This is a genomic window from Alteribacter keqinensis, from assembly GCF_003710255.1.
Lineage (GTDB): Bacteria > Bacillota > Bacilli > Bacillales > Salisediminibacteriaceae > Alteribacter > Alteribacter keqinensis.
This window is the reverse complement of record NZ_RHIB01000001.1, coordinates 775,653-801,449: the sequence shown is the minus strand read 5'-3', so window position 1 is coordinate 801,449 and position 25,797 is coordinate 775,653. Positions and strand designations below refer to the sequence as shown.

29 protein-coding genes are annotated in these 25,797 nt (G+C 42.8%); 5 read left to right on the top strand and 24 right to left on the bottom strand.

From position 1 onward, the window contains the following. Positions 1–92: 92 nt before the first annotated feature. The 5 genes from EBO34_RS03990 to prsW all read right to left on the bottom strand — a co-directional run bounded on the left by EBO34_RS03990 (position 93) and on the right by prsW (position 4,642). Positions 93–734, bottom strand: a complete 642-nt coding sequence (locus EBO34_RS03990; protein WP_183163699.1) for a flagellar brake protein — start codon at positions 732–734, stop codon at positions 93–95. 229 nt (positions 735–963) lie between these two features. Beyond that, positions 964–2,313 (bottom strand): germination protein YpeB, encoded by a 1,350-nt coding sequence (ypeB, locus tag EBO34_RS03985; RefSeq protein WP_122896642.1) that lies wholly within the window; start codon positions 2,311–2,313, stop codon positions 964–966. An 18-nt stretch (positions 2,314–2,331) separates the two neighbouring features. Next, positions 2,332–3,360, bottom strand: coding sequence for a spore cortex-lytic enzyme (gene sleB, locus EBO34_RS03980; RefSeq protein ID WP_249413992.1), 1,029 nt, complete (start codon positions 3,358–3,360; stop codon positions 2,332–2,334). 382 nt (positions 3,361–3,742) lie between these two features. Continuing rightward, positions 3,743–3,910: a hypothetical protein gene (locus EBO34_RS20555; protein WP_183163698.1), complete on the bottom strand. Its 168-nt coding sequence runs from the start codon at positions 3,908–3,910 to the stop codon at positions 3,743–3,745. A gap of 60 nt (positions 3,911–3,970) precedes the next feature. Next, positions 3,971–4,642: a glutamic-type intramembrane protease PrsW gene (gene prsW / locus EBO34_RS03975; RefSeq protein ID WP_122896641.1), complete on the bottom strand. Its 672-nt coding sequence runs from the start codon at positions 4,640–4,642 to the stop codon at positions 3,971–3,973. Between the two features lie 177 nt (positions 4,643–4,819). Here prsW and EBO34_RS03970 point away from each other — a divergent pair, with 177 nt between their 5' ends. Next, entirely contained in the window at positions 4,820–5,788 is a 969-nt protein-coding gene (locus EBO34_RS03970; protein ID WP_122896640.1) for an asparaginase, read from the top strand. Between the two features lie 21 nt (positions 5,789–5,809). On the opposite strand, the gene EBO34_RS03965 is transcribed toward EBO34_RS03970, so the two are convergent. The 10 genes from EBO34_RS03965 to EBO34_RS21035 all read right to left on the bottom strand — a co-directional run bounded on the left by EBO34_RS03965 (position 5,810) and on the right by EBO34_RS21035 (position 14,522). After that, on the bottom strand, positions 5,810–6,796 hold the full coding sequence (locus EBO34_RS03965) for a YpdA family putative bacillithiol disulfide reductase (RefSeq protein WP_122896639.1): 987 nt from the start codon (positions 6,794–6,796) through the stop codon (positions 5,810–5,812). A gap of 292 nt (positions 6,797–7,088) precedes the next feature. Further along, on the bottom strand, positions 7,089–8,381 hold the full coding sequence (locus EBO34_RS03960) for a Glu/Leu/Phe/Val family dehydrogenase (RefSeq protein WP_122896638.1): 1,293 nt from the start codon (positions 8,379–8,381) through the stop codon (positions 7,089–7,091). Positions 8,382–8,463: 82 nt separating this feature from the next. Next, complete coding sequence (locus EBO34_RS03955; RefSeq protein WP_142996767.1) at positions 8,464–8,694, bottom strand: hypothetical protein; 231 nt, start codon at positions 8,692–8,694, stop codon at positions 8,464–8,466. A 62-nt stretch (positions 8,695–8,756) separates the two neighbouring features. After that, positions 8,757–9,347 carry a genetic competence negative regulator gene (locus EBO34_RS03950; RefSeq protein WP_122896636.1) on the bottom strand — a complete coding sequence of 197 codons (591 nt, stop codon included), beginning with the start codon at positions 9,345–9,347 and terminating at the stop codon, positions 8,757–8,759. A 136-nt stretch (positions 9,348–9,483) separates the two neighbouring features. Continuing rightward, a complete protein-coding gene (locus EBO34_RS03945; RefSeq protein WP_122896635.1) occupies positions 9,484–10,380 on the bottom strand; it encodes a MerR family transcriptional regulator in 897 nt (298 codons plus the stop codon). Between the two features lie 139 nt (positions 10,381–10,519). Beyond that, positions 10,520–11,275 carry a metallophosphoesterase gene (locus tag EBO34_RS03940; protein WP_183163697.1) on the bottom strand — a complete coding sequence of 252 codons (756 nt, stop codon included), beginning with the start codon at positions 11,273–11,275 and terminating at the stop codon, positions 10,520–10,522. After that, a complete protein-coding gene (locus EBO34_RS20550) occupies positions 11,272–11,640 on the bottom strand; it encodes a hypothetical protein (RefSeq protein ID WP_183163696.1) in 369 nt (122 codons plus the stop codon). The genes EBO34_RS03940 and EBO34_RS20550 overlap by 4 nt, the downstream gene beginning before the upstream one ends. A gap of 611 nt (positions 11,641–12,251) precedes the next feature. Then, the gene (locus tag EBO34_RS03935; RefSeq protein WP_122896633.1) at positions 12,252–13,940 is read right to left on the bottom strand and encodes a formate--tetrahydrofolate ligase; all 1,689 of its coding nucleotides are present in this window, start codon (positions 13,938–13,940) and stop codon (positions 12,252–12,254) included. Between the two features lie 145 nt (positions 13,941–14,085). Beyond that, positions 14,086–14,364 carry a hypothetical protein gene (locus EBO34_RS03930; RefSeq protein ID WP_122896632.1) on the bottom strand — a complete coding sequence of 93 codons (279 nt, stop codon included), beginning with the start codon at positions 14,362–14,364 and terminating at the stop codon, positions 14,086–14,088. A gap of 26 nt (positions 14,365–14,390) precedes the next feature. Continuing rightward, on the bottom strand, positions 14,391–14,522 hold the full coding sequence (locus EBO34_RS21035; protein WP_272873237.1) for a hypothetical protein: 132 nt from the start codon (positions 14,520–14,522) through the stop codon (positions 14,391–14,393). Positions 14,523–14,713: 191 nt separating this feature from the next. On the opposite strand from EBO34_RS21035, the gene EBO34_RS03925 reads away from it, so the two are divergent. Continuing rightward, on the top strand, positions 14,714–14,953 hold the full coding sequence (locus tag EBO34_RS03925; RefSeq protein ID WP_122896631.1) for a hypothetical protein: 240 nt from the start codon (positions 14,714–14,716) through the stop codon (positions 14,951–14,953). A 66-nt stretch (positions 14,954–15,019) separates the two neighbouring features. Here the strand turns inward: EBO34_RS03925 and EBO34_RS03920 are convergent, their stop codons facing one another. From EBO34_RS03920 to EBO34_RS03900, 5 genes are all read right to left on the bottom strand, one after another. Further along, positions 15,020–15,454: a DUF2663 family protein gene (locus EBO34_RS03920; RefSeq protein ID WP_122896630.1), complete on the bottom strand. Its 435-nt coding sequence runs from the start codon at positions 15,452–15,454 to the stop codon at positions 15,020–15,022. A gap of 53 nt (positions 15,455–15,507) precedes the next feature. Next, entirely contained in the window at positions 15,508–15,786 is a 279-nt protein-coding gene (locus EBO34_RS03915) for a hypothetical protein (protein ID WP_122896629.1), read from the bottom strand. A 75-nt stretch (positions 15,787–15,861) separates the two neighbouring features. Next, the gene (locus EBO34_RS03910) at positions 15,862–16,452 is read right to left on the bottom strand and encodes a CPBP family intramembrane glutamic endopeptidase (protein WP_249413991.1); all 591 of its coding nucleotides are present in this window, start codon (positions 16,450–16,452) and stop codon (positions 15,862–15,864) included. Between the two features lie 15 nt (positions 16,453–16,467). Next, positions 16,468–17,976, bottom strand: a complete 1,509-nt coding sequence (locus tag EBO34_RS03905; RefSeq protein ID WP_122896628.1) for a RecQ family ATP-dependent DNA helicase — start codon at positions 17,974–17,976, stop codon at positions 16,468–16,470. Next, positions 17,973–19,037: a YpbB family protein gene (locus EBO34_RS03900; RefSeq protein ID WP_122896627.1), complete on the bottom strand. Its 1,065-nt coding sequence runs from the start codon at positions 19,035–19,037 to the stop codon at positions 17,973–17,975. The genes EBO34_RS03905 and EBO34_RS03900 overlap by 4 nt, the downstream gene beginning before the upstream one ends. Before the next feature lie 235 nt (positions 19,038–19,272). On the opposite strand from EBO34_RS03900, the gene EBO34_RS03895 reads away from it, so the two are divergent. Next, entirely contained in the window at positions 19,273–19,521 is a 249-nt protein-coding gene (locus EBO34_RS03895) for a ferredoxin (RefSeq protein WP_122896626.1), read from the top strand. A gap of 55 nt (positions 19,522–19,576) precedes the next feature. Here the strand turns inward: EBO34_RS03895 and EBO34_RS20545 are convergent, their stop codons facing one another. Next, the gene (locus EBO34_RS20545; protein WP_183163695.1) at positions 19,577–19,747 is read right to left on the bottom strand and encodes a hypothetical protein; all 171 of its coding nucleotides are present in this window, start codon (positions 19,745–19,747) and stop codon (positions 19,577–19,579) included. A gap of 628 nt (positions 19,748–20,375) precedes the next feature. Here EBO34_RS20545 and serA point away from each other — a divergent pair. Further along, complete coding sequence (gene serA / locus EBO34_RS03890) at positions 20,376–21,977, top strand: phosphoglycerate dehydrogenase (protein WP_249413990.1); 1,602 nt, start codon at positions 20,376–20,378, stop codon at positions 21,975–21,977. A 100-nt stretch (positions 21,978–22,077) separates the two neighbouring features. Here the strand turns inward: serA and EBO34_RS03885 are convergent, their stop codons facing one another. Next, complete coding sequence (locus tag EBO34_RS03885) at positions 22,078–22,890, bottom strand: histidinol-phosphatase (RefSeq protein WP_122896625.1); 813 nt, start codon at positions 22,888–22,890, stop codon at positions 22,078–22,080. A 158-nt stretch (positions 22,891–23,048) separates the two neighbouring features. Here EBO34_RS03885 and EBO34_RS03880 point away from each other — a divergent pair, with 158 nt between their 5' ends. Further along, complete coding sequence (locus tag EBO34_RS03880) at positions 23,049–23,795, top strand: SurA N-terminal domain-containing protein (protein ID WP_122896624.1); 747 nt, start codon at positions 23,049–23,051, stop codon at positions 23,793–23,795. A 177-nt stretch (positions 23,796–23,972) separates the two neighbouring features. Here EBO34_RS03880 and EBO34_RS03875 read toward each other — a convergent pair whose 3' ends face one another. Further along, positions 23,973–24,530, bottom strand: coding sequence for a cob(I)yrinic acid a,c-diamide adenosyltransferase (locus tag EBO34_RS03875; protein ID WP_122896623.1), 558 nt, complete (start codon positions 24,528–24,530; stop codon positions 23,973–23,975). Next, positions 24,505–25,797 (bottom strand): heme ABC transporter ATP-binding protein, encoded by a 1,293-nt coding sequence (locus EBO34_RS03870; protein WP_122896622.1) that lies wholly within the window; start codon positions 25,795–25,797, stop codon positions 24,505–24,507. Before EBO34_RS03870 ends, EBO34_RS03875 begins: the two co-directional genes overlap by 26 nt.

Sequence of the window (25,797 nt, the reverse complement as noted above, 5' to 3'; positions counted from 1 at the left end):
TCAAAACGATTGGTTCGTTCATTGAATTCTAATTCTTTCGTCTATATTATCATATTTTATTACAGAAGGTCTATTTTTTAAGACCTTTTACTTTAAAAAGACTTCTCTTTATGCCTCATTGCCACTTGCTTTTCATAGCAGAACCGAATCAGCTTCTGACGGTCTTTTTCCTTTATTTTTTTAAATGAAAGAGACGCTTTGATTACAGCTCCTCTGCTGATTCTGAGCACTTCAGCAGTAACTTCACAGTATTCAGTTTCACCCTGCTGAAAACAAAGAGGCAGATATAGAAGTACTTCATTTCCAGATACCAGTTCATGGTCTTCAGGAAGCTCGATCTTCAGCCCCCCTCCACTGATATCCGAAGAGATCGTGGTAAACGGTGTAAAGTCAGTCTTATACGGGTAGACAGCAACATCAAGGAAAGCTTCCACCCTGACATACTGCCTCCGTTGTATTCTGATCATTTTTTTTGAATCAGGTTTACTCAGCGCAATTACTGGCGCATTACTTTTCATTTTACCGGTCACTGCTGTTTCAAACAGGTAAATCGCTTCATCCTTTCCAAGGAACCACGCTTTCATCAGGATTCCATCCAGGAGGACAGATCCTTCAGGAATATCCTGAATATAGATTGTTGTATCGTTAAAATCGGTTACTTTACTGCGGTACCTTCTCTTTCTGTCCGCTCCATTATTTATTTCAAGATAAATAGTATCACCAACTGAAATCAAGCCTGCCCACTTCCTCAACATGTATTTCTTTTACTGATCTCTTGTTACACGTTCGAGGCCGGTGACTTTTTTCCTTCTTTTTTAACAAATTTCATTATACATCCGACAATAAAAAGGGCTGGCTCCGGCAGAAAGGCGTTTGCACCTCCGGAGTCAGCCCCTAAGCTGTGAACAGGATCTGACAGCTTATTTTAAATCCTGTAAACTTCACCTTACAGCAGAACTGTGTTTAGCTGAAATTATAAACGGGTTCCGCCCGATCCATTTTCTCTACCTTCTCTTCACGTCCATTGTCGGCGTTAATGAAAATACGGTAGGTATCATCATCAATGACGCCGAAAAATTCATAGCAAAGAACTTCTTCCTCAAGTTCATTTTCGATGATGGCTTTATGATACTCCATCACTTCAAGTGCAGGGTTAAGACTTTCCCTTGCCTCTTCTTCACTTAGTCCGGCTTCCATCGGCTTACGGTCATGGTGATTGGCAATGTAGGAAAAGCCCTCATATCCGATGATGTCTTTGTTATCCAGGGCTACTTCCACTACAGCTGCATCTGTATACACCCGGATGTCCTCAACCAGATAAGCGAATTTAAATACACCAACATTATCGTACTGCTTACTGTCTACGAGCTGCATGTTTTCAAATCCGTTCTTGTCAAGGAATTTTTTAGCTTTCTCAGAAGCATCGTACAAGCTTACTTCAGATGATTCAACTTGTCTGTCTTCCAGAAGGTAAACAGGCTTCCCGCCTTTTTTTGTAATATCCATGTAAATGTAGTGTCCATCTTCCGGGTCCTCGATGGTCAGGCTGTAAGCTTTGTATGCAAGGCCATCTCCCGTTTCCTCAACATCAGCTTCCAGCTTTCCTTCCCGCTCGAGAAACTCCCCTGCAATATTAACTGCCTCTTGCTTGTCTATTTCATCCAAGTCTTCAACCGCTTTTGCAATTTCTTCGTCCTGTTGACGGCGGTTTCCTTCGTCACCAGTATAGGCTTCTGAGAACTGACCGGCTTTTTCGTCGATGACCTGGAAGCCGTCTATAATCGCATTGTCTCCAGGCCCATCCTGTGATGCCAGCGCCATCTCTACGTCCATCCATTTAAGGTGGTCATCAAGAACCATGCTCTGGACTTTTCTCATTTCATTTTGTATCTCCCCTGACTGGTGATACAGTTCTTTTAACGACTCATACTCATCTTCTGACAGAGGCTCCTGTTCAAGATCTCTTATTGCATTCTTGTAGGAGAAGTCACCAATTTTATACAGGAACTCTTCCGTTTTACTGAATGGCATCAGCGCCAGAGGAAGCTGACCGAGGTCATTTTGCGCCTCAGATGTTATTCTCCATACATCTGTCAGAGAAGGAGAAAGCCTCTCTCTTGAATTCATTGCCAGAGTAGAGCCCAGTTCATCGTGCAGATGATCAAGGTTGTATGTGAGTTCGTGAAAAGCCCTTTGGTAATTATTTTCAGACTGAATAAGAATCGCATTTTTTTCCTGATGTTCAAGGTAGCCCCAATAGCCGGTCCCGATTACTCCTACTGCCAATACTCCAATAATAATTGAACGAATCATTCCTTACACCTCCATTCACTATTCACAGAATATATGTTTACCAATTCGTTTTATTTGAGGTCGAGACCAGATCCAACCTGACGTTGCTGTGTCCGGGTTAAAGTAATACATTGCGTTACCGGAAGGGTCCTGTCCATTAATGGCATCCAGAACAGCTCTTCTTGCCGTTTCATCCGGTTCAAGATTAATCTGACCGTCAGCTACTGCTGTGAAAGCTCTTGGTTCGAAAATAACACCTGATGGGTTGTTAGGGAACGTTGGACTTTCAATACGGTTCAAAATTACCGCAGCAACAGCTACCTGCCCTGTATATGGCTCTCCGCGGGCTTCCCCGTAGACTGCCTGTGCCATAATCTGAATGTCATTATCTGTGAAACCTTCAGGCGTATTAATGGCTTTTTGGATGTCTGCTTCGTTATCCTGTTCAGGTACTTCTTCCTCAGCCGGTATATCCGCATCTCCCGGTGCCGGCTCTGCAGGTGTTTCTTCCTCAGGAGCACCCGGCTGATCTCTAGGTGCAGGCGCTGCTTCAGGTGTTTCCTGTTCAGGAGCTCCCTGTTGCTGTCTGCCCTCATCACCAGGCTGCTGTTTGCCAGGTGCTGCCGGTTTCCCAGGGGCCGGACCCTGACCGGTTCCGGGCTTTGGTCCTTTCTGGTCCTCTAAAGGCATACCTCCATAATGGGTGAACTGACGGCCTTCGTTAAGCATTCTGTGGACAAAGGCCTTATCAAACTCTGTAGACTTCTCTAACATCTGCTTCATTTTCGGGCCTACCAGTCCGTCTGCTTCCAAACCGAATTCATCCTGATACTTTTTAACAGACCAGTATGTACCCCACCCATAGACACCATCAATAGTGTCGTGATAAAAACCGATGTACTGAAGTCTCGACTGCAACTCTACTACATCGTCCCCTGTCGCCCCTTTTTGGATCACCTGATCTGTAAATGCGTGAGCTTCCATGGAAGGCAGTAAAACGACAAATTGCAGACAAACAATGGCGGCAATTAACAAACGCTTCATACGCCTGATTTCATGACTCTTCATGTTGTATCCTCCTTTTCTCAGCAAAGAAATCAAAGACGAATCTTTCCTTTCGTACCGATAGTTTTATCTATTGCCCTTTTTTTATTCAGAACCTGTGTAAGGAATAAAGTGGTCGTTTCATAACTGCTTTCCCCTGATGGAACTCACGGTTTCGAAGGGTTGAAGACGTTAAGCATATCAGGTTCTTCCCTTGCTTCTTTCTGTGCCGGCAAAGCGCGGAAGCTTACTGTTGAACACAAAAAAATGACCCCTCAGGCTGTTCACCTTAGGGGTCACTTTCTAACGCTGTTCCTCATGAAATTTTCATTTTCTCTTTTGTACTTATTCAGTAACTCAGCATTCAAAAAAGCAGAACCTCAGGTAAGACAGCAGTAACCAAAGATTATTCAGGTGTTACATCTATAACCAGGTTCGTTTCGTTTCCGCATACGCAACGTTTAAACCCTGTATCATAGCCACCTTCATTATTAGGTCTGCCTCTCAGAATATACTTTTCACCACATTGTTCACATCGAATAACAACTTTATATCTTGGTTTTGTTTCCGTCATTCTTACCACTCCTTTAATGTACTGTTTCAAGTATCCCCTGCAGTAAGGGATCCCCCTTGTTTAACCTGCCTTGTTGTGTGTGTAATCTTTCGCCTGCATCCGGTTGGCATGTTTTACTTTTCTTAATGCATATACCCAAAGGAAGATCATAAAGGGTATAACACTGTATGTCCAGTAATTCTGTGTGAGCAGGATATAATTGTAAATCCCGTGAAACGAGGCCGGAAAAAGAAAGGAGAAGAAAATAAACCTCTTTTTCCTTATTTTATTAAATTTAGCTTTTCCTAAATAATACCCCATTACTACACCAAATAACGCATGACTGGAAACGGGAAGCAGCGCTCTTAAAAAAGCATATTCAACACCACTTGAGATCAGATAAAAGATATTTTCTACTGTAGCAAACCCAAGAGCCACCGCAGAAGCATAAACAATTCCATCGTAACGTTCGTTAAAGTGGACATGATGATAAACGGCGAAAAAAACAACGAACCACTTAAAGAATTCCTCAATGACAGCGATTTGTATGAAGGCCGTAGCTGCTGCAGAATGAAAAAGGCCTTCTTCATCAAAAGCAAATTGAATGAACATGACCGGGAACACAAGCAGACACCCAAAAATAAAACAGCGGGCAACAGTGGTGAGAGGTTCATTTTCGAATTCATCTTTCAGGTAAAAAAAGCAAAGTAGTGCAATGGACGGTGCCAGTGCAGCTGTTATGATGATTAACATGCACGATTCCCTCTCTGTTTTTTCCTATCCAAACATGATACCTTAATAGAGTCGGTTACATCGATTATGATTACCAGTAACTTTACAATCCTATAGTAGAAATAATAGCTGAAAACTCACAGAATGCCAATGGATATGATTAATCCAGACGGGCTTTTTAACAGGAGCTGAATGAAAATGAAAAAAATATTAATTATTCATACCGGCGGAACGATTGCCATGAGTGAAGATGCAGAAACGGGAGCAGTGAAACCAAACCCCCTTAACCCGCTTCATGACACGGTCCATGCTGTAGAAGATGCGGAACTTGTGGTTGAAGATTTCCTGAACGTACCTTCCCCGCATATGACACCTGCACATATGGTTCATCTGGCAAAAAGAATTGACAAACGCGTTATGGATGAGCGTATTGACGGGGTTGTAATCACACACGGAACGGACACACTTGAAGAAACAGCCTATATGCTTGACTTGATTTTGGAGACAGACATACCTGTTGTTATTACAGGTGCCATGCGTTCCAGCAACGAGCTTGGCTCTGACGGCCCGTACAACCTTCTCAGTTCGATTAAAACAGCCTCCAGTTCGGAAGCAAGGGATAAAGGTGTGCTAGTCGTATTAAATGACGAGATTCATACAGCAAAAAATGTAACAAAGACACATACGAGCAATATAGCTACTTTCCAGAGCCCTCAGTACGGACCCATCGGAATCGTCTCCAAACGTGGCGTTCATTTTCACCACCACCCTGTTTCTGGACAGCGCTTTGTCATTCCGAGTGTCCGCAAAAAGGTTCTCCTCCTTAAAGCAGTAGCAGGTATGGAAGCAGAACTTCTTAATTCAATTAGTGACATGCCCATCGACGGTCTTGTGATCGAAGCTTTCGGCCAGGGGAATCTCCCCCCCGGAACAATTCCTTCGTTTCAGACACTTATTGATAAAGGAATCCCTATCGTGCTAGTTTCAAGGTGCTTTAACGGGGTAGTTCAGGACACTTACGGTTATGAAGGCGGCGGAAAAGAGCTGAAGGAAATGGGCATGATTTTCACAAACGGCCTAAACGGACAAAAAGCCCGACTTAAACTGATGGTGGCACTGGAAAAAACATCTGATAAGGAAAGACTTCAGGAGATTTTCCAACGCTGAATATTAAAAAGAAGCAGTGCCCTAAAGGCCTGCTTCTTTTAGTATGATTGATGCGGCTATAGCGCCTCCGTGATGACGTCCGTTTTCAATAAAAATCTCATTTGCATTGTTTCCGGCTGCAATTACACCGGCGATATATATCCCTTCACAGTTTGTTTCCATTGTTTCGGCATTAAATTCAGGACGCCCTGTGTCATCATCTATTGTAACGCCCATCTTTTTAATAAACGAATGATCCGGGTGGTAACCGGTCATAGCAAAAACAAAGTCTGCTTTCACCTGATGTTGTTCTTTACCGACGGAATAGCTCACATACTCTTCTGTAATCTCATCGATACATGCGTTAAACACCATGTTAATCGCTCCATTTCGGACGAGACCGTCAAACTCAGGCAGTATCCACGGCTTTACACTTTTAGAGTACTCTTCACCCCGGTATAAAACGGTAACCCTGGCACCTGCTTTATCCAGTTCCAGTGCAGCATCTACTGCGGAATTTTTACCTCCGATCACACAGACGTCCTGATCAAAATAAGGATGTGCTTCTTTAAAATAATGGCGTACATGAGGCAGGTTTTCACCTTGCACCTCCATATAATTCGGCGAATCGTAATATCCTGTAGCTACAATGACATATTTGGCACTATAGGTTTTTGATTCACCATATTTTGATGATGTAAGGAGAAATTGTCCGTTTGGGTCTTTAGAAACAGATGTAACTTCCTCAAAAGCATTAATTCTGAGATCCTTCTCTTTAACAACCTCACGATAATAAACAAGCGCTTCATTTCTCTTGGGCTTTCTTTCAGTTGAATAAAAGGGAATCCCGCCAATGGCAAGCTTTTCACTGGTGCTGAAAAACTGCTGATGAGTAGGATAACGGTAAATTGCATTTACTACGTTTCCCCGTTCAATAATGAGAGGATTAAATCCTTTTTTCTTCAGTGCTATTGCAGCTGAGAGCCCGCAAGGCCCAGCTCCGATTATGATCACATCTTCTCTGTTCACTTGGTATATCACCCTTTTTCACTTGTGCTGTTATTACTTAAACATATTTTTGAGCCCTCGTGCAAGTATTTGGGAAGCAAGAATACAGGGGGTAATAAAAAAGCGGCTGTTTTTGTATACATTGTTGCTATTCGTACTTTCCTTTAGAGTAAAGAAAGAGATGAAGTGGCTGAGACTTCCGAAAAATCGTATTCCGAGAACAGACTAAAAAGATGATCCGGTACCACACCTGGTCCCTGGATCATCTTTTACTAAAGAGTATGCTGCCCGTGTAATTAAAAAAATTCGATGCTTAAATCCATCCTCTGAAACGGCTTGCCTCCGCCATTTTTCTAACTCCAACCATATATGCTGCTAGCCGCATATCCACATTTCTTGAAGTTGACAGCCGGTATACATTCTCAAATGAATTGACCATGACTTTTTCCAGTCGTTCTTCAACTTCCTGCTCGCTCCAATAATAGCCTTGGTTATTCTGTACCCATTCAAAGTAGGATACAGTTACTCCACCTGCACTTGCCAGAACATCAGGTACTAAAAGAACCCCGCGGTCGCTGAGGATTTTCGTTGCCTCAATCGTAGTGGGTCCGTTTGCAGCTTCCACTACAATTTGCGCCTTGACCTTGTCGGCATTCATCTCTGTAATCTGATTTTCAATGGCTGCCGGAACGAGAATATCACAGTCAAGTTCAAGAAGCTCTTCATTTGTTAACGTCTCTTTGAACAGCTTGGAAACTGTTCCGAAACTGTCACGGCGGTCAAGGAGGTAATCTATATCAAGCCCGTCCGGATCGTGAAGGGCGCCATAAACGTCAGAAATACCTACCACTTTCGCTCCCGCATCGTGCATAAACTTCGCAAGGAAGCTTCCGGCATTACCGAAGCCCTGAATAACTACCCTGGCTCCTTCAATGTTAATTCCTTTTTTCTTGGCCGCTTCATTTATGCAGATCGTAACACCTTTTGCCGTTGCAGACTCTCTGCCGTGAGATCCTCCTAGAACAATCGGTTTGCCTGTAATAAAGCCTGGTGAATCAAATTCCTTCATACGGCTGTACTCATCCATCATCCATGCCATTATCTGGGAGTTTGTAAAGACATCCGGGGCAGGTATATCCTTTGTAGGACCGACAATCTGACTGATTGCCCGTACATATCCCCTGCTCAGGCGTTCGAGTTCAGGAAAGGACATTTCACGGGGATCGCAGACAATCCCTCCTTTACCTCCGCCATAGGGCAGATCAACAATACCCGCTTTCAGGCTCATCCATATTGATAACGCTTTCACTTCCGTCTCTGAAACATCCGGGTGGAAACGAACACCGCCTTTTGTCGGACCGACAGCATCGTTATGCTGAGCCCTGTAACCAGTAAACACCTTTATGGATCCATCATCCATACGAACAGGAATACGTACGGTCATCATCCTCAGGGGTTCTTTCATCAACTCGTATACTTCCTGTGGATAACCAAGCTTATCAAGTGCAGTTTTAACCACAGTCCTTGTAGAGAGGAGTACATCCTGCTTTCCCGATTTCACTTTCTTTCCGGTTGTCTCCTTATCGAGCTTTTCGTTTCCTTCCATTGATTTCACCTCAACGTGTTATATGTAAAATAGTAAAATAAAATAATAAATATCCTGTCTTACATTTACTACTATAAAGAACCTAAAGTGATTTTTCCACTACTGTTTCCTTTTTAACAAACATTTTTTTATCCAATGGTCTCTCATACAAAAAAACGGCTAAGGAACAGCCTGCCTCAAGTGCTCTTTCTCTTTTACCTTCCGAAATAAAGTCCTTCGCTCCCGGACGGAGTATAAACCCGGCTCCTAGATCCTCCAGGGCTTTCACTGGATACATTTCAGTTTTGCCTGCCGGTACCAAAACATACTCCACCAGTTCTATCCTTTTACACAGCCTGGTAAAAAAGAAAAACTCCGGTACCGGAGTCATGTGTCTTATTTAAAACACTCTTTAATTCTTTTCACAGCATCATCTTTCATCAGAAGCTTACCATATTCCTGCAGTCTGTAAATGGTTACATGGGAACTCTGGCCATACTCAGCGAGTACAGCAATAAAGGAGTCAGGATCACCAAGAAGATCATAATCAGTAAAGTGAAGGTAGTAATGGCCTGAATAGGAAAAAAGTGTCCCATTCATAATGCCAAGCTGATACAGCCTGTGGGAAAGCTGGATTACATCTTCAAAATCGAGACATTGATAAACAATGTCTTCGGTTTCTCCCAGTGTAATTTGCAGTTCTATATATGAGTCGTCGAACGTTTCGTCATCACTGTCTATTTCTTCATTGGATTTTGAGACAATGATGACCATTCCCTGAGCTGGCAGGGAAAACACTTCAACGACAACAGGTCCATCAGGATCAAAGCCTAGCTCATTACTCGCTTCCACAATCATTTCTCTGAAAAGGTCATGTACTTTTGGTACATCCATCCATAGTTCTTCTTTAGTAATACCGCGGTCCTTCAGATCATCGAATGTAAGAAATATCTTAATTTTGTCGTATGCCAAACGTTCGAGGCGCATTGACGACCCTCCTTGAAGGCTGTCACTTGAAGAAGGGATCGGACGTTGTACTTCCGGAATTCACTTCGACGGTGACTGTGTTTACTACTACAGTATGTAAAGGAGGAATATTTGGTTCGACACAACGCCCAATATGTCAGACTCTTATCCATTGTTCCCATTCAGATGGTGAAAAACCGAGGAGCATATCTTCGTATTTCTCTTCATCCTTCGCACTTAAGTTCATAAGAGCATTTCCGCCGACACCCACACGTACTCCTTCAAACTTTTCTTTAAGGTCTTCAGCAGCCTCAAACGTCCCTTTCAGATGCCTTGTCATGGTACAGGAAATAAACACCATCTTCGGCTTTACTTCATCTACTACGATATTCAAATCTTCTTTTGGAACTCCGCTGCCTAAATAGATCACTTCATATCCTCTGCGCCGTAAATATAAAGTGAAAATAAGCAGCCCGATTTCATGTGTTTCATCGGGACCACAGACACAGACCACTTTGGGAAGCAGACCATCAACAGGAAGGTTGTGAAATACGCTCCCTATTTTTGTACGCAAAAAAGCAGTAATGTAATGTTCATGGGCAGATGAAATCTCTCCCTCTTCCCATTTGTCCCCGATTTCAACAAGAATTTTCCCGAGGATGTCTGTCATGACCTTTTCAATGGAAAACATACCAAAAGCCTGATCAAGAATCTGATTGCTTTTATGTTCCTGAAAGCGGAGAAGGGCATGAAAAAGCTCTTCTTTAATTGACGAAGCCCTGTCATTTTCATTTGCAGTATCCACCGGCATGTCATTCAGGTCATGATCTTCCAGCAGGCCCACCGCCTGTCCGATCGTAAAACCTTTGTTTACTTTATTTATGAGCCACCTCAGGACAGCTACGTGTTCGTCTGTATACAAGCGGTGGCCGGCCTGATTTCTGACAGGCTCAATAATGTCGTAACGTCTTTCCCATGCCCGGAGAGTCCCTGCCTGAATACCCAGCATATTGGAGACGGCTTTTATATTATACTTGCCTTCAATACGACCCATTTTCATCCCACCTAATACAAATTTATCCGGACATGTATATCAACCTCTGAAAGCCTGTAATCTACGTCCTTCATTTGATTCAGTATACCTTACTTCTTTAACTTGTGTAAAATTTGTTTAACTTTTTTTCATCTTTCGTTTAACTACAGCCTTTTATCCGGAGAACATGACATTCAGCCTTTGTCCCGAGGCGTAAAGGAATCTGGGTCGTACCGTACCCGGAGCTGATAAATACGGGTTTGCCCCCCTTCAGAGTCCAGCCTGCCTTTTCTGCAATTCCAAAAGGACCGAGCCTGATCTGCCCGCCGTGAGTATGACCGCTTACCACACACACTACCTTATCGAAGCCCGAAACCGCCCATGCAGCCTCCGGGTTATGGCTGAGCAAAATAACCGGGCCCCTTGAGCCTTTTAATGCCGTTTCAAATTCAGGTATCCCTCTGTTCATGTCATCAATTCCACTCAGTGTCCATGTGTCTTTAAAGGTAACAGCGCTATTCTTAAGTATCGTTACATTAAATTGATGAAGAATACGTGTAAAAGAAGCTTCAGGCCATTCGTAATCGTTATTTCCAAAGACAAAATAAACCGGTGCAATTGAGGATAAAACCTTCAGATTATGTTTGAGCGTCTTTTCATTTACTCCACGCTCTGCAAGGTCTCCCCCGATCCAAACCATATCCGGGGTTTTTGAAAACGTCCGAAAAAATCCCGGCTTCAGCTGACGCCGGTGAATATCCGAGATAAAAAGAATATGATTGTCTTCCATTTGAACCGGAAGCGTAATCGTTTCATTCGTAATATGGTGTGAAAATGCAAGAGAACGCATGTATGTAAGAAGAAAGAAGCACAGCACCAAAACCAGCACAGCGCCTGCAGCAACAGCGAAAATCATGACTGATCCCTCTCCTTCCTCCTTAAATCGAGCGCATCCATTATACCATAAAGCAATGCAAATCCAGCAAACACAACACCGGGCCATTTAAACATAAGGATAAAGTACAAAGCTGTCAGGAATAATACAGCATGTCTTTTGCCAATCAGATTAAACAGCCCCTGATGTTCTGCTTTAATTAAGGATGAAAAACAAAGAAAACCTAAGACAAATGAAAAAGCTCCAAAAAACCACGAAAAGGGAGAAAAAACCAGTGAAGCTGTTAAAAGCTCTATGGAGTAATAAGGCTGGTTTTTAAAAAATAAAATAGCATAATGGCCTGATAAAAACCCTGCAAGATAAAGAAAAAGCTGTTTTCTGCCCACACCTGACCTCCTCTTCTGTACTTCTTTATGTTATTCAATTCTCCTGAAGAGGAACGTCCATTTGTCCAATTGAAAAGCTTCTTTTTTCATCATTAACAGGTATGCCATTTAAATAGTGAGTTAGTTCTGCTAACCTATCTCCGCTCCTTTCACCCCTTTCAGCAGCGGGAGCCTCCTCATCATGCTGCTTCTTCCTCGGCAAGGCTGTGAACCTTATGTGACAAATTAAATAAATGCTTATTTATGAAGCAGGGCTCGTGCTTGACAGGGACCCCCGGAACTCGCTTTATCGCAGGAGTGCTGTGCATTCGCTCCAATCAACATTTTAAAACAATGAGCTTTAACACAGACACCCACGCTAATTAATCGCACCATGGCGCATGATAATAGGCATGCGGTCTTTTTTCGGCTGAATTATCCTGTTTCTCTGATTTTTTCATCACATCATGGGAAGTTGATCTTCAATGAGGGGTTAATGCACCCTTCCCCTAATTCTGCATTCAAGATAGCCTAAAACGTAAAAACCCGGCACATAATATTTCCCTGTGCCGGGCCCAGAGCAGGTGAAGCCGATAACCTCAAGCAGCTTCACCGATCCTGTCTTAATTAATTTAAAACAAACCTACGGCCCTGCCCTCTTCATCCACATCCATTTTAAGTGCAGCAGGCTCTTTTGGAAGACCCGGCATCGTCATGACATCCCCTGTTAAGGCTACAATAAACCCTGCACCTATAGAAGGTTTCAGTTCTCTGACTGTAATCGTAAAACCTTCCGGCCGGCCAAGTTTAGACGGATCGTCACTCAGGGAATACTGGGTTTTTGCCATGCAGACAGGAAGATTACCCCAACCGTAACGGGCATAATCAGCCATCTGCTTTTTAACATAGCTGCTGAACTCGACGGTTTTTGCACCGTATACCTTCGTTGCAATTGCCTTGATTTTCTCTTCGATTGACTCGTTCACATCATACATATGAGTAAAGTTTTTATCATTTTCTTCGATTAATGCTACAGCTTTTTCGGCAAGCTCACGGCCACCTTCTCCACCTTTAGCCCAGACATCAGCCAGAACAACATTGATGCCCTGTTCATTGCACCACGATGTAAGTGCTTCAATTTCAGCATCGGTATCATGAAGGAAACGGTTTATGGCTACGATATGGGGAAGCCCGAACTGACGAATGGTTTCAACATGCTTCTCGAGGTTTGCCAGTCCATTTTTCAAAGCTTCTACGTTTTCTTCTTTCAAGTTGTCTTTAGACACCCCGCCGTGCATTTTCAAGGCTCTGATTGTAGCTACAATAACTACCAGGTCAGGGTCAATATCGCCTGCCCGTGTTTTAATATCAAGGAACTTCTCTGCCCCCAGGTCTGCCCCAAAACCTGCCTCGGTAACAACATAGTCAGACAGCTTTGCGGCCATCTTCGTAGCCATTACGCTGTTACAGCCATGCGCGATATTAGCAAATGGACCTCCGTGGATCAGTGCAGGCGTGTTCTCAAGGGTCTGTACAAGGTTCGGTTTTATCGCATCTTTTAATAACAGCGTCAGTACCCCTTCCGCCCCAAGATCACTCGCAGTAATCGGCTTATCGTCTGATGTGTAGGCAACGACCATTTTTGAAAGGCGGTGTTTCAGGTCTTTTAAATCGGCTGCGAGACACAGGATAGCCATAATTTCAGATGCTACTGTTATGTCAAACCCTGATTCTCTCGGCACCCCTTTCAATGGCCCTCCAAGTCCCACAACAACCTCCCTGAGTGAGCGGTCGTTCATATCCATGACTCTCTTCCAGACTACTTTACGCACGTCAATCCCGAGTTCATTTCCTCTGTGTATATGATTATCCATCATGGCTGCCAGCGCATTATGTGCAGTCGTAATTGCATGAATGTCTCCTGTAAAATGCAGGTTAATGTCTTCCATTGGAACAACCTGTGAATAGCCCCCTCCCGCTGCTCCGCCTTTAATTCCCATAGTAGGACCGAGTGACGGTTCCCTTAAAGCAATCATGGCACGCCTGCCGATTTTATTTAATGCTTGGCCGAGACCGACAGTACAAGTCGATTTCCCTTCTCCTGCAGGAGTCGGGTTGATTGCTGTAACAAGAATGACTTTCCCGTCTTTATTTTTTTCCAATCTGTCCATAAGAGAGAGTGACAGCTTCGCTTTATAATGGCCGTAAGGCTCCCACTCAGTTTCACTTATTCCGAGATTTTCAACAATGTCTCTGATTGGCGTCATTTTACTTTCCTGAGCAATCTGAATATCTGATTTTATTTCATTCACTTGATCCACTCCTCATTCGTCTTTTGAACTCATTATGTAACCCCTTACATTGTATCGGAAATCACCTTAAAATACATCACACCCATTTATTTTAATACAAATTCTCCTGTAAACAACCAAAAAGAGAGAACCTTTTATACAGATCTCTCTTTCTTTAATCACTGTTGAACTTCTGGAGCATCCTCATCCATTCATCGACCTTATCTTCACTCAACTCGTTAAGCATATTCTGGATTTCTTTTTTCTGCTGCTTCAGATTGCCTTGAAGAACAACTTCCACAGTCTGATCCACAGTTATCAACACCGCTTTTACACGTAAAACATTCGTAAGCATAGCGAGTATAACAGCAAGCTGCTGAGGACTTAAGGGGCCGAGGTCTTCTGTATACGACTTTTTACCGTTTTGCTTCGGGTTTTTCCCCTTGTTACTCAAATTCCTACACCTGCCTTACCTGCTGTTTATGACTGAATGACAATGAAGTCATCATCATCTCCATTGGAACTGGCTCCAAATCCGAATGTAAAACTCAAAAAAACAAATATGGTGACAACAAGAAGAATAGCATTCCCCAGATTGTTTTTATCACTCAATGTACTTCACCTCTTTTGTTCACTCATCTCATTATATGTACACCGCAGGTATTTGTTGTAACGTCTCTGCCCCTCTTGATGATAACGCCTATTTTTTCTCCAGACTCTTGCACATCTGATCCGGAGTCAGTATAATAAACATAAAGATTCTTAATTTTCTGACATTTTAATATTCTGTAAGGAGGATTCCGATGAACCTGCATAAATGGAAAAACCGCTCGTTAGTTACTGACGCGGAGTTCGCCCGTAACATGAAGCTTGGCTACCCTGTTGAAGCCTTTTGTATTACTACCTGCAAGACTGTAGCATACGGAAAAATTGAACACATTGATAATGAAAGCGTTATCATCCACGGACAGCGGTTCCGGCGAAACGGATGCGCATTTTTCGGTCTTATTTCTTCCCCCAATGTAGAGGCAAAAAGTTCATAATAAAAGGCTGTCCCGGAATACATTCCGAGGCAGCCTTTATTGATAACCGCAACTAAGTTTCATTTTCTATTTATGGTACAGATTAATATTATGTTCCTTCATCAGGTGCTGATAATATGTCTCCCGGTCGGCTGTTGAATGCTGTAGCTGCCATATGTCTGATGAACGGTCTATAACATCTTCTCTCAGCCTGTCAAAATCCCTTTCAGCTTTATCCTGGGATTTTTTCTTGTTTTTCAGATTGGCGAATGTATATACCAGTACGGCAATCAGGATAATCATGACCGGATCATGAATCATGACCGTCCAGTACTGGGAAGAGTGATGGGAAAGAAAAACAGCCGTAATCATATAAAATACAGCCAGAGCCAGCACACAAAGACAGAGGATACCTGCTCTTATAACTGTTTTTTCCGCTTTCTCTTCTTTTCTTTTTGCTTTAACCAGCGCTTTAACGACTATGTGGTTCTCATTTTTTTGCATTCTTCTCTCACTTTCCATGATAAACCTCCATCGTTTTTATCATGTATATGAGGACAATTTGTTTTCATGCTTTACCCTGCAAAAAACTCACTCCACATGGGGTAGGTTATGACTGTAATCACAAGCATAAAAAACAGCAGTAAAAATAATCTTACAAGAGGAAACTGGACGGTTTCCTGATTCGGTTCCTCTTCTTCTGCTTCTATTTTCTTTTGTTTTTTTTCTGCTTCCCGCTGCTTTCTCACGACACTTCTGGGGGGAAGATCCATGGCATCCATTTCTGAAAAATCAATGGAACCAGTCTGTTCCTGCCCGTTATTATGCAGATCCTGCCGGCTTTGTGCGCGCATCTCTTTTCACCTCGGACTTTAACATATGTCTTACACTATCTTCCCTTAATTGTCCACTTATGTAAATAGTAAGAACTAAGGATTTTTTCCTATCCTATTCAATACATTATAACGAATCAGCAGACCAAGAATGGCGTCAATAAAGAAATGCGCACTGATTACAGTGAGCAGGTTGCCGGTCCATAAGTAAACAAATCCAAGTAGAAAGCTTAATATAACTGTAAACCCGAACAAAAAAGGCTGATGGAGATACCTGAAATGAATAAGCGCGAAAATAACTGATGCAATAATAATTCCAAAAGAGGTCTGAATAACCCCTCTGAACAATATTTCCTCACATACAGCAACCGTCAGGGAAATGATAAGAATATGAAAAAACGAACGGTCTTTAAAAACCCGTTCATTAATGCCTCCGTCATCAAAAAAAGAGCCTGGAAGATACCTTACAAAAACAAGCTCTACTGCTACGACTACAGCGGCTATGGCAAACCCCAGGAGCACTGCATCTGCGGAAAATGTAATCATTTCAAAGGGGGCCAGCCAGCTCCCGAGAAGAAATCTCGAAAAAACCAGTGCAAGAAGGAGCATCACAGCCTGAGATATATATAAATTGAGAAGTAAATCTCTATCGGACAAGGTGTTAATAATCTCTTTGTGGGATTTCAATCTGTGTCCTCCTTATCAAAAAACTTCACTAAGAAGCGCCTTCCAAGTCCCTGTGTCATTTGAATGGTCTTCTTCTCTTTCTGCCCCTGTTGCAAATACCGGCTTATCATTACATCCAGAACAGCAGGGAGTGATCTTCTCTTTTTTCGCCTCTCCAAAGTAGCCAAGGACCTGTTCCCTCAAACAATTACCCTCTGTTTCAATGACCTTTTCCATTGCCGTGAGCTGCTTTCGTTTTTTTACTTTACGCTTATCAAAAAAACGGATCAGCCGCTCTTCCCAATCATCCCTGCAATTTTCAATCATGAGATGATGATCACGTACCGCCCCAAAGTACTCTAGATGGTATTGAAATAGGCGTTCTTTTGTTTCATCAAAACCTAAAGGGCCCAGGAACTCTGATAACAAGATTGAGGTGTCCCCGTTTTTCCTTCTACTTTTAATACCTGCAAAAAAGTGTTTTACTTCCTCTTTAGATGGTACTTCATAATCTATAAAAGACAATGGAAGATACCGGTCTTCTTCAGTATAAATAAGGAGAGCCGCACTCTGTCCCCCTCCCCTTCCTGCCCGGCCTGTTTCCTGTACGTAGTGCTCTACAGACTGAGGGATGTGTGCATGAAGGACGAATTGAATATTGGATTTATTAATCCCCATTCCAAAGGCATTCGTGCAAAAAACAACATCAAGCTCATCACGAATGAACTGCTGTTGGACGAGAATCCTATCCTCTCCTTCCATTCCTCCATGATAGGATGCTGTCCTGATTGATGTCTGATTTTTTATTATCTGAGAGAGCATTTCCGCCTCTGCTCTGGTTGCCGTATAAACAATACCCGGCTTTTTAAAATCAAGAACCGCATCTTTAATAAGTGTGATTTTTTCTTCATAACCGGCTGCTTTTTTAACATGGAGGGATATATTGGGCCTGTCCACTGAGTAGATATGCTCCCTCGTTCCCGTCATATTCAAGTGGCTGACAATGTCTTTTTGCACAGCAGGTGTTGCTGTCGCTGTGAGAGCAAGGCATCCGGGCTGACCCAGTGATTCGCGGATTGCAGCCAGCTTCAGGTAATCCGTTCTGAATTCATGTCCCCACTGGGATATACAATGGGCTTCATCAACTACAAAAAGACCGACCCTGTGCTTTTTCAAATGATACATGAGCCAGTTACTCTGGAGCATTTCCGGTGATACATACAAAAGTGTCCGGTCATTAAAGGTTTTTACAATCCGCTCTCTTTCATCCTTATTGACGTGACTGTTTAAGGCTACAGCTCCTTTCTCCCCGCGGGCTTTGAGCTGGTGAACCTGATCCTCCATCAGAGACAGCAAAGGAGACACAACAATGGTCATCCCTTTTAGATATCTTGAAGGAAATTGGTAGCACAGGGTTTTTCCTGTTCCTGTAGGGAGCACTGCAAGAACGTCGGTTCCCTTTAGTACGTCTTTAATAATCTCCTTCTGTCCTGACCTGAAACCGGCGTAGCCGAAAGATTGCCGCAAAGCCGTTTCTATATTCATCTTTGGCTCATCCTTTCATGGCGGCTTGCAAGAGATGCCCGTATTGTAAAATAATCATAGCCTTCTCCAAGAGCATCTTTTATCTTTTTTAACCGTTGTGTATTCAATTCCTCTGCTACATTCAGGACTTGCTCTACAATTGCCGGGTCCACGAACTGCCCCGCATGAACACCTGGTGTAAAAAGGATAATTTCAATAATATGATCTTCAATTGTACTCTTTTTAAGATTCCTCTTTGATGCAATCCGGTCCATCGAATACCCTTGCTTAAGCAGTCTGTAAGTCTCTTCAGCGGTATTTGTTACCAGTGAAGTTTTCCGGGTCTCTTTTAAAAACAAGGAAAGATGCGGATATGCCTCTTTCTTTTGTGTGACTTGATCCATCAAATAATGAATTACCGACCTGAAGGACAAATAAGTCATGACGGGGTCTTTGTTCTCAGCAGTAAGCTGACTGATCGTCTCGCCGGTTCGTTTCCACGAAGTCAGCCGTCTTACAAATATCAGAGCCACTTCGTCCTCCATGTTCTCAAGGAGTGTATACAGTTCTTTATATAGTCCGTCTGCAACGTTTTTTCTCTGATCTTTTTCCGGAAAGTAGCCTTTCACCCAATGCTGGACTTTGCTGTCATATTGAACAGGAATAAAAGGTGTCGAACTTTTCAGGCGGACCGACAAGGACTGGATAAAAAGAGAGAGCCGCTTCCAGAACCAGTCCGCTTCCCCATTCAGTTCATACTTTCCCCCGTTGAAATGTACCGGAAGGACGAATTGTGAATTGGCCTTTTCTAGTAAGTCAGAACCATAATCTGTCAAGGACACCCTACCTTTTTCATCTTCTATGTATGCCTCTTCTTTTTTCAGCTCATTTTTTACACTGTACAACTCTTCTTTATAACGATGTTTTAAACAAGCAGTTAACGGTAAAACATAAAACAATGAAGCATCTTGGATGACCTGTGAGGACCGCCTTCCATGAAGGAGATAAATCACGCCGTTCATGCTCCGTTGTCCGCAAAATTGTCTGATGACGGTCAGCATTAACCATTTCTGTGCATCCATTGTGCTTCCCCCTTTCCGAACACCTTTTTAACATTATAAAAGATCCGAGTAAATCAGACCAGGTAAAACCTTGCCTGTCCGGAATTACCCCTTATATTTTCTATTGAAAGAAAGAGGTAGAACCATTACAATAACATTAGGTGAAGACATAACAGTAATGGTTCTAAAAATGCCCTTTCTACATAATAGAGAATTAAAGGGATCATACTTACATCATATTGGGAGGTAATTAATAATGGCAAAATTCACGATTGTTGACAAAGATACTTGCATAGCCTGCGGAGCATGCGGTGCAGCTGCACCTGATATTTATGATTACGATGACGATGGGATCGCATTTGTTATCCTGGATGACAATGAAGGTACGGCTGCTGTACCTGAAGAACTTCACGAAGATATGGAAGATGCATTTGATGGCTGCCCGACCGACTCCATTAAAATTGCAGACGAGTCCTTTGATGGTGACGCGTTGAAATTTGAATAGTACTTAGCAGGGCCCGCCTAAATGGCGGGTTTTTTTGTTAATTGCGGTTTTTTGTTTACATAATATAATTATCGTATACGTGGTTTTGTTTTTTGCCTTTTATATTAAGAAGTACTCCCGCAATTTGCCTTACCTGGTTAAGTTCCGGTTCAAATGTGATAGTACCCCGGTAATTTTCAGCTTCAATGATTGTAAGATATTTTTCAGTGATAAAAAGCGTATCCATTTGGAAGTGTCATCCCAGGTGACCGGTCATTCTTATGTCCTGTAAAACGTAACAATTCATCTCATCCAATAGGTAACCAGTTGATAATCAAATGCTCTTCCCCCCACGATAGCCGGCTTTCTTTAATGATAGTTCGATGCTAATATCCTCTTACCTGGGGTGAGCTTAGACATCCTTCTTTTTAAAGCAGCCAGCTTAAGCATCCAAACTGGAAGCCGGCGTGTTTTCAAAATCATGATTACGTCACCTCTCACATAGGTTTAACCCATTTTACTATGTGAAACTGCCTAAGTCATTTAAGGTTTTCTCACGTTTCCATCAGGCTCGAGTGAAGTTTAAGCAGGGGATCTATATTTATACAAGACTGCTTGCTTGACCTATGAACAGATTTTCATCTGACTTGTGTAACTCCTGTCACAAGATCAGGGATTCACGCTCCAATGTTAATAATTGACGGCTTTATGTTAAGAATCCCCGACTTCCCCCACTCAATTTCCAAACACACCACTTTCTCCCGTTGATTCTGCACTACATTAAAAAATTAAAATTAATATTACGAATTTTCTTTCTTCATGTTCGGTTTTCTGATATATTGTGTAGCATACCAAGACCAAGGAGGGACTTATCTTTGATTGACACAAAAACATCTGCGAAGACATTCACGGTTCTCGTATCGGACCGTTTGAGCAATGAAGGGCTCGCACCTTTGCTCACTAATCCACAAATTCGGCTCATAGAACAGCCGATCACCGAATTTACTCAACCTGATCCTACAGTAGAGGCCCTTATTGTCAGGAGTGCCACCCAAGTTACTGAAGACACTTTTAAGACCCTCCCCAATCTGAAGATTATCGGCCGGGCAGGTGTCGGCGTAGACAATATTGACCTGGAAGCTGCTACAAAACACGGTGTCATTGTCATTAACGCACCAGATGGGAATACGATTTCAACGTGTGAGCATACCTTTGCCATGATGATCACATTGCTCAGAAACATTCCTCAGGCAAACGAAAGTGTAAAAAGAGGAGAATGGAACCGTAAGAAGTTTGAAGGGCTTGAGCTTTACGGGAAGACACTGGGAATTGTCGGGTTCGGACGAATTGGAACTGAACTTGCTGCCCGGGCAAAAGCGTTTCAAATGAATGTTATCGTCTTCGATCCGTTTTTAACTGCAGAAAGGGCTGAAAAGTTCGGCGTCACTTCAGGCTCACTTGATGATATCCTCCGGGAGAGTGATGTCATTACCGTGCATACACCACTTACTAAAAATACAAAAGGCTTGATTGGTCAAAAGGAGTTTGAGCAGGCAAAGCGAGGCGTATTTATTCTTAATTGTGCACGTGGTGGGATTATCGATGAGCAAGCACTTGTGGAAGCACTTGAAACCGGGCAGGTCCGCGGGGCTGCTTTAGACGTTTTTGAAGATGAGCCTCTTCAGAACCACCCTCTTAAAAATTTTGACCAGGTCATTCTCACACCGCATATTGCTGCTTCCACTAAGGAAGCCCAACGCAGTGTGGCAGAGCAGGTCTCTTCTGAAATTCTTGCCTATTCTGAAGGAAAACCGATCATTCACGGGCTGAATTTCCCGCATATTTCATCGGATGCATTTGAAAAAATTCATCCTTTCTATGAACTTGCATATAAAATGGGCAAAATGTCTTCAACGAGTATGCGCATCCCCGTAAAAGAGATCGAGCTCGTCTATTCCGGTAAATTAGCAGAAAATGATACTGCGATACTTACGAGAAGCTTTCTGAATGGTTTCTTCAAAAGCCGTGTGGATTCCTATGTTAATGATGTAAACGTATCGTTTATAGCCAGAGAGCGGGGCGTATCCTTAAGTGAGAAAAGAAACCAGGAAGAAACCGGCTACCAAAGTCTGATCAAGGCGGTTATTACAGGAGAGCAGAAGACGTTTACTCTCCTCGGAACGTCCAATCAGGACTTCGGCCTGCGCTTCGTCAAGGTGGACGACTTTACGGTCGACTTCCAGCCTTCAGAACACCAGCTCTTTATTAAGCATAATGACAGACCGGGTGTGATCGGCAGGGTTGGTCAGCTTTTAGGAAATCATGATGTAAATATTGCCACCATGCAGGTCGGACGTAAATCCGAGGGCGGAGACGCCATGATGATCCTGTCTGTTGATAAAGAAATGGACGCAGTAACGGTTGAAGCTCTTGAAAATGTAGATGACATCCGACACGTGACTGTTCTGGAACTATAAATAATAAAAATAACAGCACTGGTAAACAGCAACCACTCAGCCGAAACTATCTCTGAATAAATAAAAGGAGCCCCGGAAGTTTAACCCTCCGGGGCTTCTTTTATGTAAGTTCCACTTCTTCTCTTCTGCCATTCTTAAACGTCATCACTTTCGTATAGCCCACTTCTTTTACCAGCCTTACTGCCTGATCATATTCATATCCAACATGTTCAGGTTCGTGAGCATCCGAGCACAAAACGATCGGAATATCTTTCTCAAAACACATTTTCAGAAGGTCGGGTTCCGGATAAATTCTTCCTACATGCTTTCTGAGTCCGGCCGTACTTACTTCAACGCACGTTTTTGACTCTTTAATCGCATTCGTTACCCGTTCATATTCACCGATTAAAAATTCCCGGTCATCCGGCACATGGCCAAAGATTTTCACAAGGTCAATGTGTCCGACAATATCAAACAAGTTGGACTCAGCAAGTGTAACGATCTGGTCAAAATATTTCTTATACACGTCTTTGACATCCCGCTTGTCCCACTCTTTTCTGTATTCAGCAAGATCAATACCAAAGTCTCCTACCCAGTGGACACTGCCGATCACGTAGTCGAAAGGATATTTTTGAATGAAAGCTGCCATCTCTTTATGCTTTCCCGGGGTGTAATCCATTTCGATGGACATGAGTACATTGATTCCCTCTTCTTTCGCCTGGTCGAACAGATTCACGTATTCTTCCATCGTGTACCACCGACGTTCGTTTACCCAGGGGTTACTGAGGATTTCTTTTGTCTCTTCAAAATGATAGGCGTGTTCTGAAATACCAAAATGATCAATACCTTTTCTTTCAGCTTCTTCTGTAAACTTTTTCAGATAATCCAGTGTCAATGTTCCTTTTTCCAGATGATTATGAAAATCAGTACGCAACAATGATCCCCTCCCCATTAAGATGGTTTCTATTCTAGCATAGAACCCGTCGTGTCCATACTTTTAGAGATTTGAATATTTGAAACCCCATTCCTCAATATGGTACAGTGAGAACTAATGCTAAGGATTAAATTTTCAGCTCAGAAAGGTGATGCCAAATGAAACGCTTTAAAAAGACACTTGCAATCGGAGTCGCTGTGACTACGATTTCAGTTTTAGCTGCTTGTGGAGACGATGAAACTCCTGAAGTAAATGATGGTGAAGATGCTCCAGAGACTGAAGAAGTAGAAACTAATGAAGACGGTGAAGAAGGTGAAGCCGGAGAGGCTGCTCCTGAAGAAGACGGTGAACCAATTGCAACTGTGAACGGCGAGGAAGTTCCCCGTGACCAGTATGATATGCAGATGATGCAGGTTGAACAAATGTATGCACAGCAAGGCGTAGAACTTGACGATGAAGAGGTTGCCGAAGAAGTTCAAATGATGCAGCAAAACATCGTTGAACAACTGGTAGATCAGGAGCTTTTAGTGCAGGAAGCTCAAAACCAGAACATTGACGTATCTGACGAGCAGGTAGAAGAAACACTGGACGAACTTATTGAAGCTCAGTTTGAAGACCGTGATCAGTATGAAGAAGCCCTTGAACAAAGCGGTCTTACCGAAGATGAATTAAAAGAAGACATTCGTCAGCAGCTTGCTGTTGAAGAATTAATTACGCTGGATCACCTTGAAGAAGATGCTATTGAAGTTAATGATGAAGAGGTAGAGCAGGCATATGAAGAGATTGCCCAGCAAAACCCTGAAGCAGATTTCGATGAAATGGAAGATGACTTAAGACAAAATCTTAAGCTGGAGAAATATATTGATCAGCTTCGTGAAGATGCTGATATTGAAATCAACGTATAATCCAATTTCTCAGGATACAGAAACCCCACGCTTTAAAAGCGTGGGGTTTTCTTTTGCATTTATTTACTTGACTCTCTTAAAATAGTGTTGATTTACGCTCATTGCTTCCACAGGAGTGTCACGCATTCGCTGCAATCACATTTTTGTTAAATCAACAATGCTCTTTAACACAACCATTTACTTAAATACATCATGATTGCTTCTGTAGAGAATATCTGTATTCCCGTCACGGAAATTAACAACTCTCGCAGCAGCAAACAGGTAATCTGACAACCGGTTAATATATTTTATTATTTCATCAGGAATCGATTCTTCTTTTGCACATGCAAAGACCCGTCTCTCTGCTCTTCTTGCGACTGTACGGCAGATATGGAGATCTGAAGCCCCCACGCTGCCACCCGGCAGGACAAAGGTCTTAATTTCAGGTGCTTCCGCCCAATAGGTATCGATGGCTTTTTCCATCGTGTCGATGTAGATTTCCTTGGTTTTATAGGACGGAGATTCCGTCACATTGGCTAGATCTGCTCCTAAATCGAACAGTTGATGCTGAATTTCAGTAAGCTCTTTAATTACGTCTGAACAGGTCTTTTGACTGAGGTTTGCGATCGCTCTTCCAATAAAGCTGTTTAATTCATCTACAGTACCGTAGGCTTCCACCCTTAGATGGTTTTTCTCTACCCGCCTGCCGATAAGGTAGGTACTCCCTTTGTCACCTTTTTTCGTATAAATCTTCACGTTTGACCTCTCCTTTTTTAATTTCATTAACAAGATCACGTGCACTTTCCATTATCGCATTTTCCCCTCCCCAGCTCCCGCCCATCCCGGTTACAGCTATACACATTTCACAAAGGCTGTAGCCAGGCGCAGCGGCTTTGACTGCGCCAGCAATGAGTGTTGCCAGGTGAAACATACCGTTGTCACTTAAACGGCCGTTCAGGAACGCTGAGACAGTAACCTCGCCTTCATTTAAAACAAGAATCAGCGAAAAACCCCCGCTGTGCTTTTCTTTTACAATCGTACAACGACCTTTCCTGATGTCAAATATGAGCTCCTGATTTTCCTTTTGTCCTGGTATCCCTTCTTTTAAAAATGTAAAACGTTTTATCCACCGAACAGCCGGCCCGTTTTTCCGGGTTGTAATGACCCTCCAAGGAGCACCGCTTTCAATGATCAGCTTTGCATCTGTCTCTTTAAATCTGATAAATGTGCCATTAGCCGATCTATAATGATCAGGTTCATAAGTGATTAACGGTTTAGGAACAGTCGGATGAGTGCTTTCTATTAATCGCGTATTATACATCTGTGAAAGATTTTCATCCTTTAAAACATATCCTGGGGTTCCCTCTGCAACCTTCTTCCCATCATTCAGTAAAAGCAGGCGGTCACAAAACATGCTTGCCAAGTTGACATCATGGAGAACTGCCAGCACTGTGAGACGCTTCTCTCCGGCAAGCCGGACGATTCGGCTCATTAATTCAATCTGATAAGAAATATCAAGATGGTTTGTGGGCTCATCGAGAAGAAGAACCTCTGGCTCCTGAACGAGAGATCTTGCCAGAAAAACCCGTTGCTGTTCCCCGCCGCTGAGCATTGACAATGGTTTTTCCTTAAAGTCCGTAACATCCATCAACTCCATCATTTCCTCAACGAGCTGTTCATCTTTTTCGTCAGAAAAATGAAAGAGTCCTTTTTTATGAGGATATCTCCCCATAGCCACAACTTCTTTTACCGTATACGCAAAGGATTGTTCATGGTGCTGGGAAAGAAGGGCCATAACACGTGCCAGTTCCTTTACCTGATAGTTCTCTATAGGTTTTCCAGCTACAGCTATTTTTCCTTTTGTGAACGGGAGAGCCTGGGTAAGGGTTTTTAACAGTGTTGTTTTACCACTTCCATTAGGTCCGAGAACCCCATAGACTTCCCCTTTTTCCACCAGGAATGACAAGTCGTTTACTATTCGCCTGTTTCCATAACCGGCTTCCAGAGACTCAACTTTTATCAC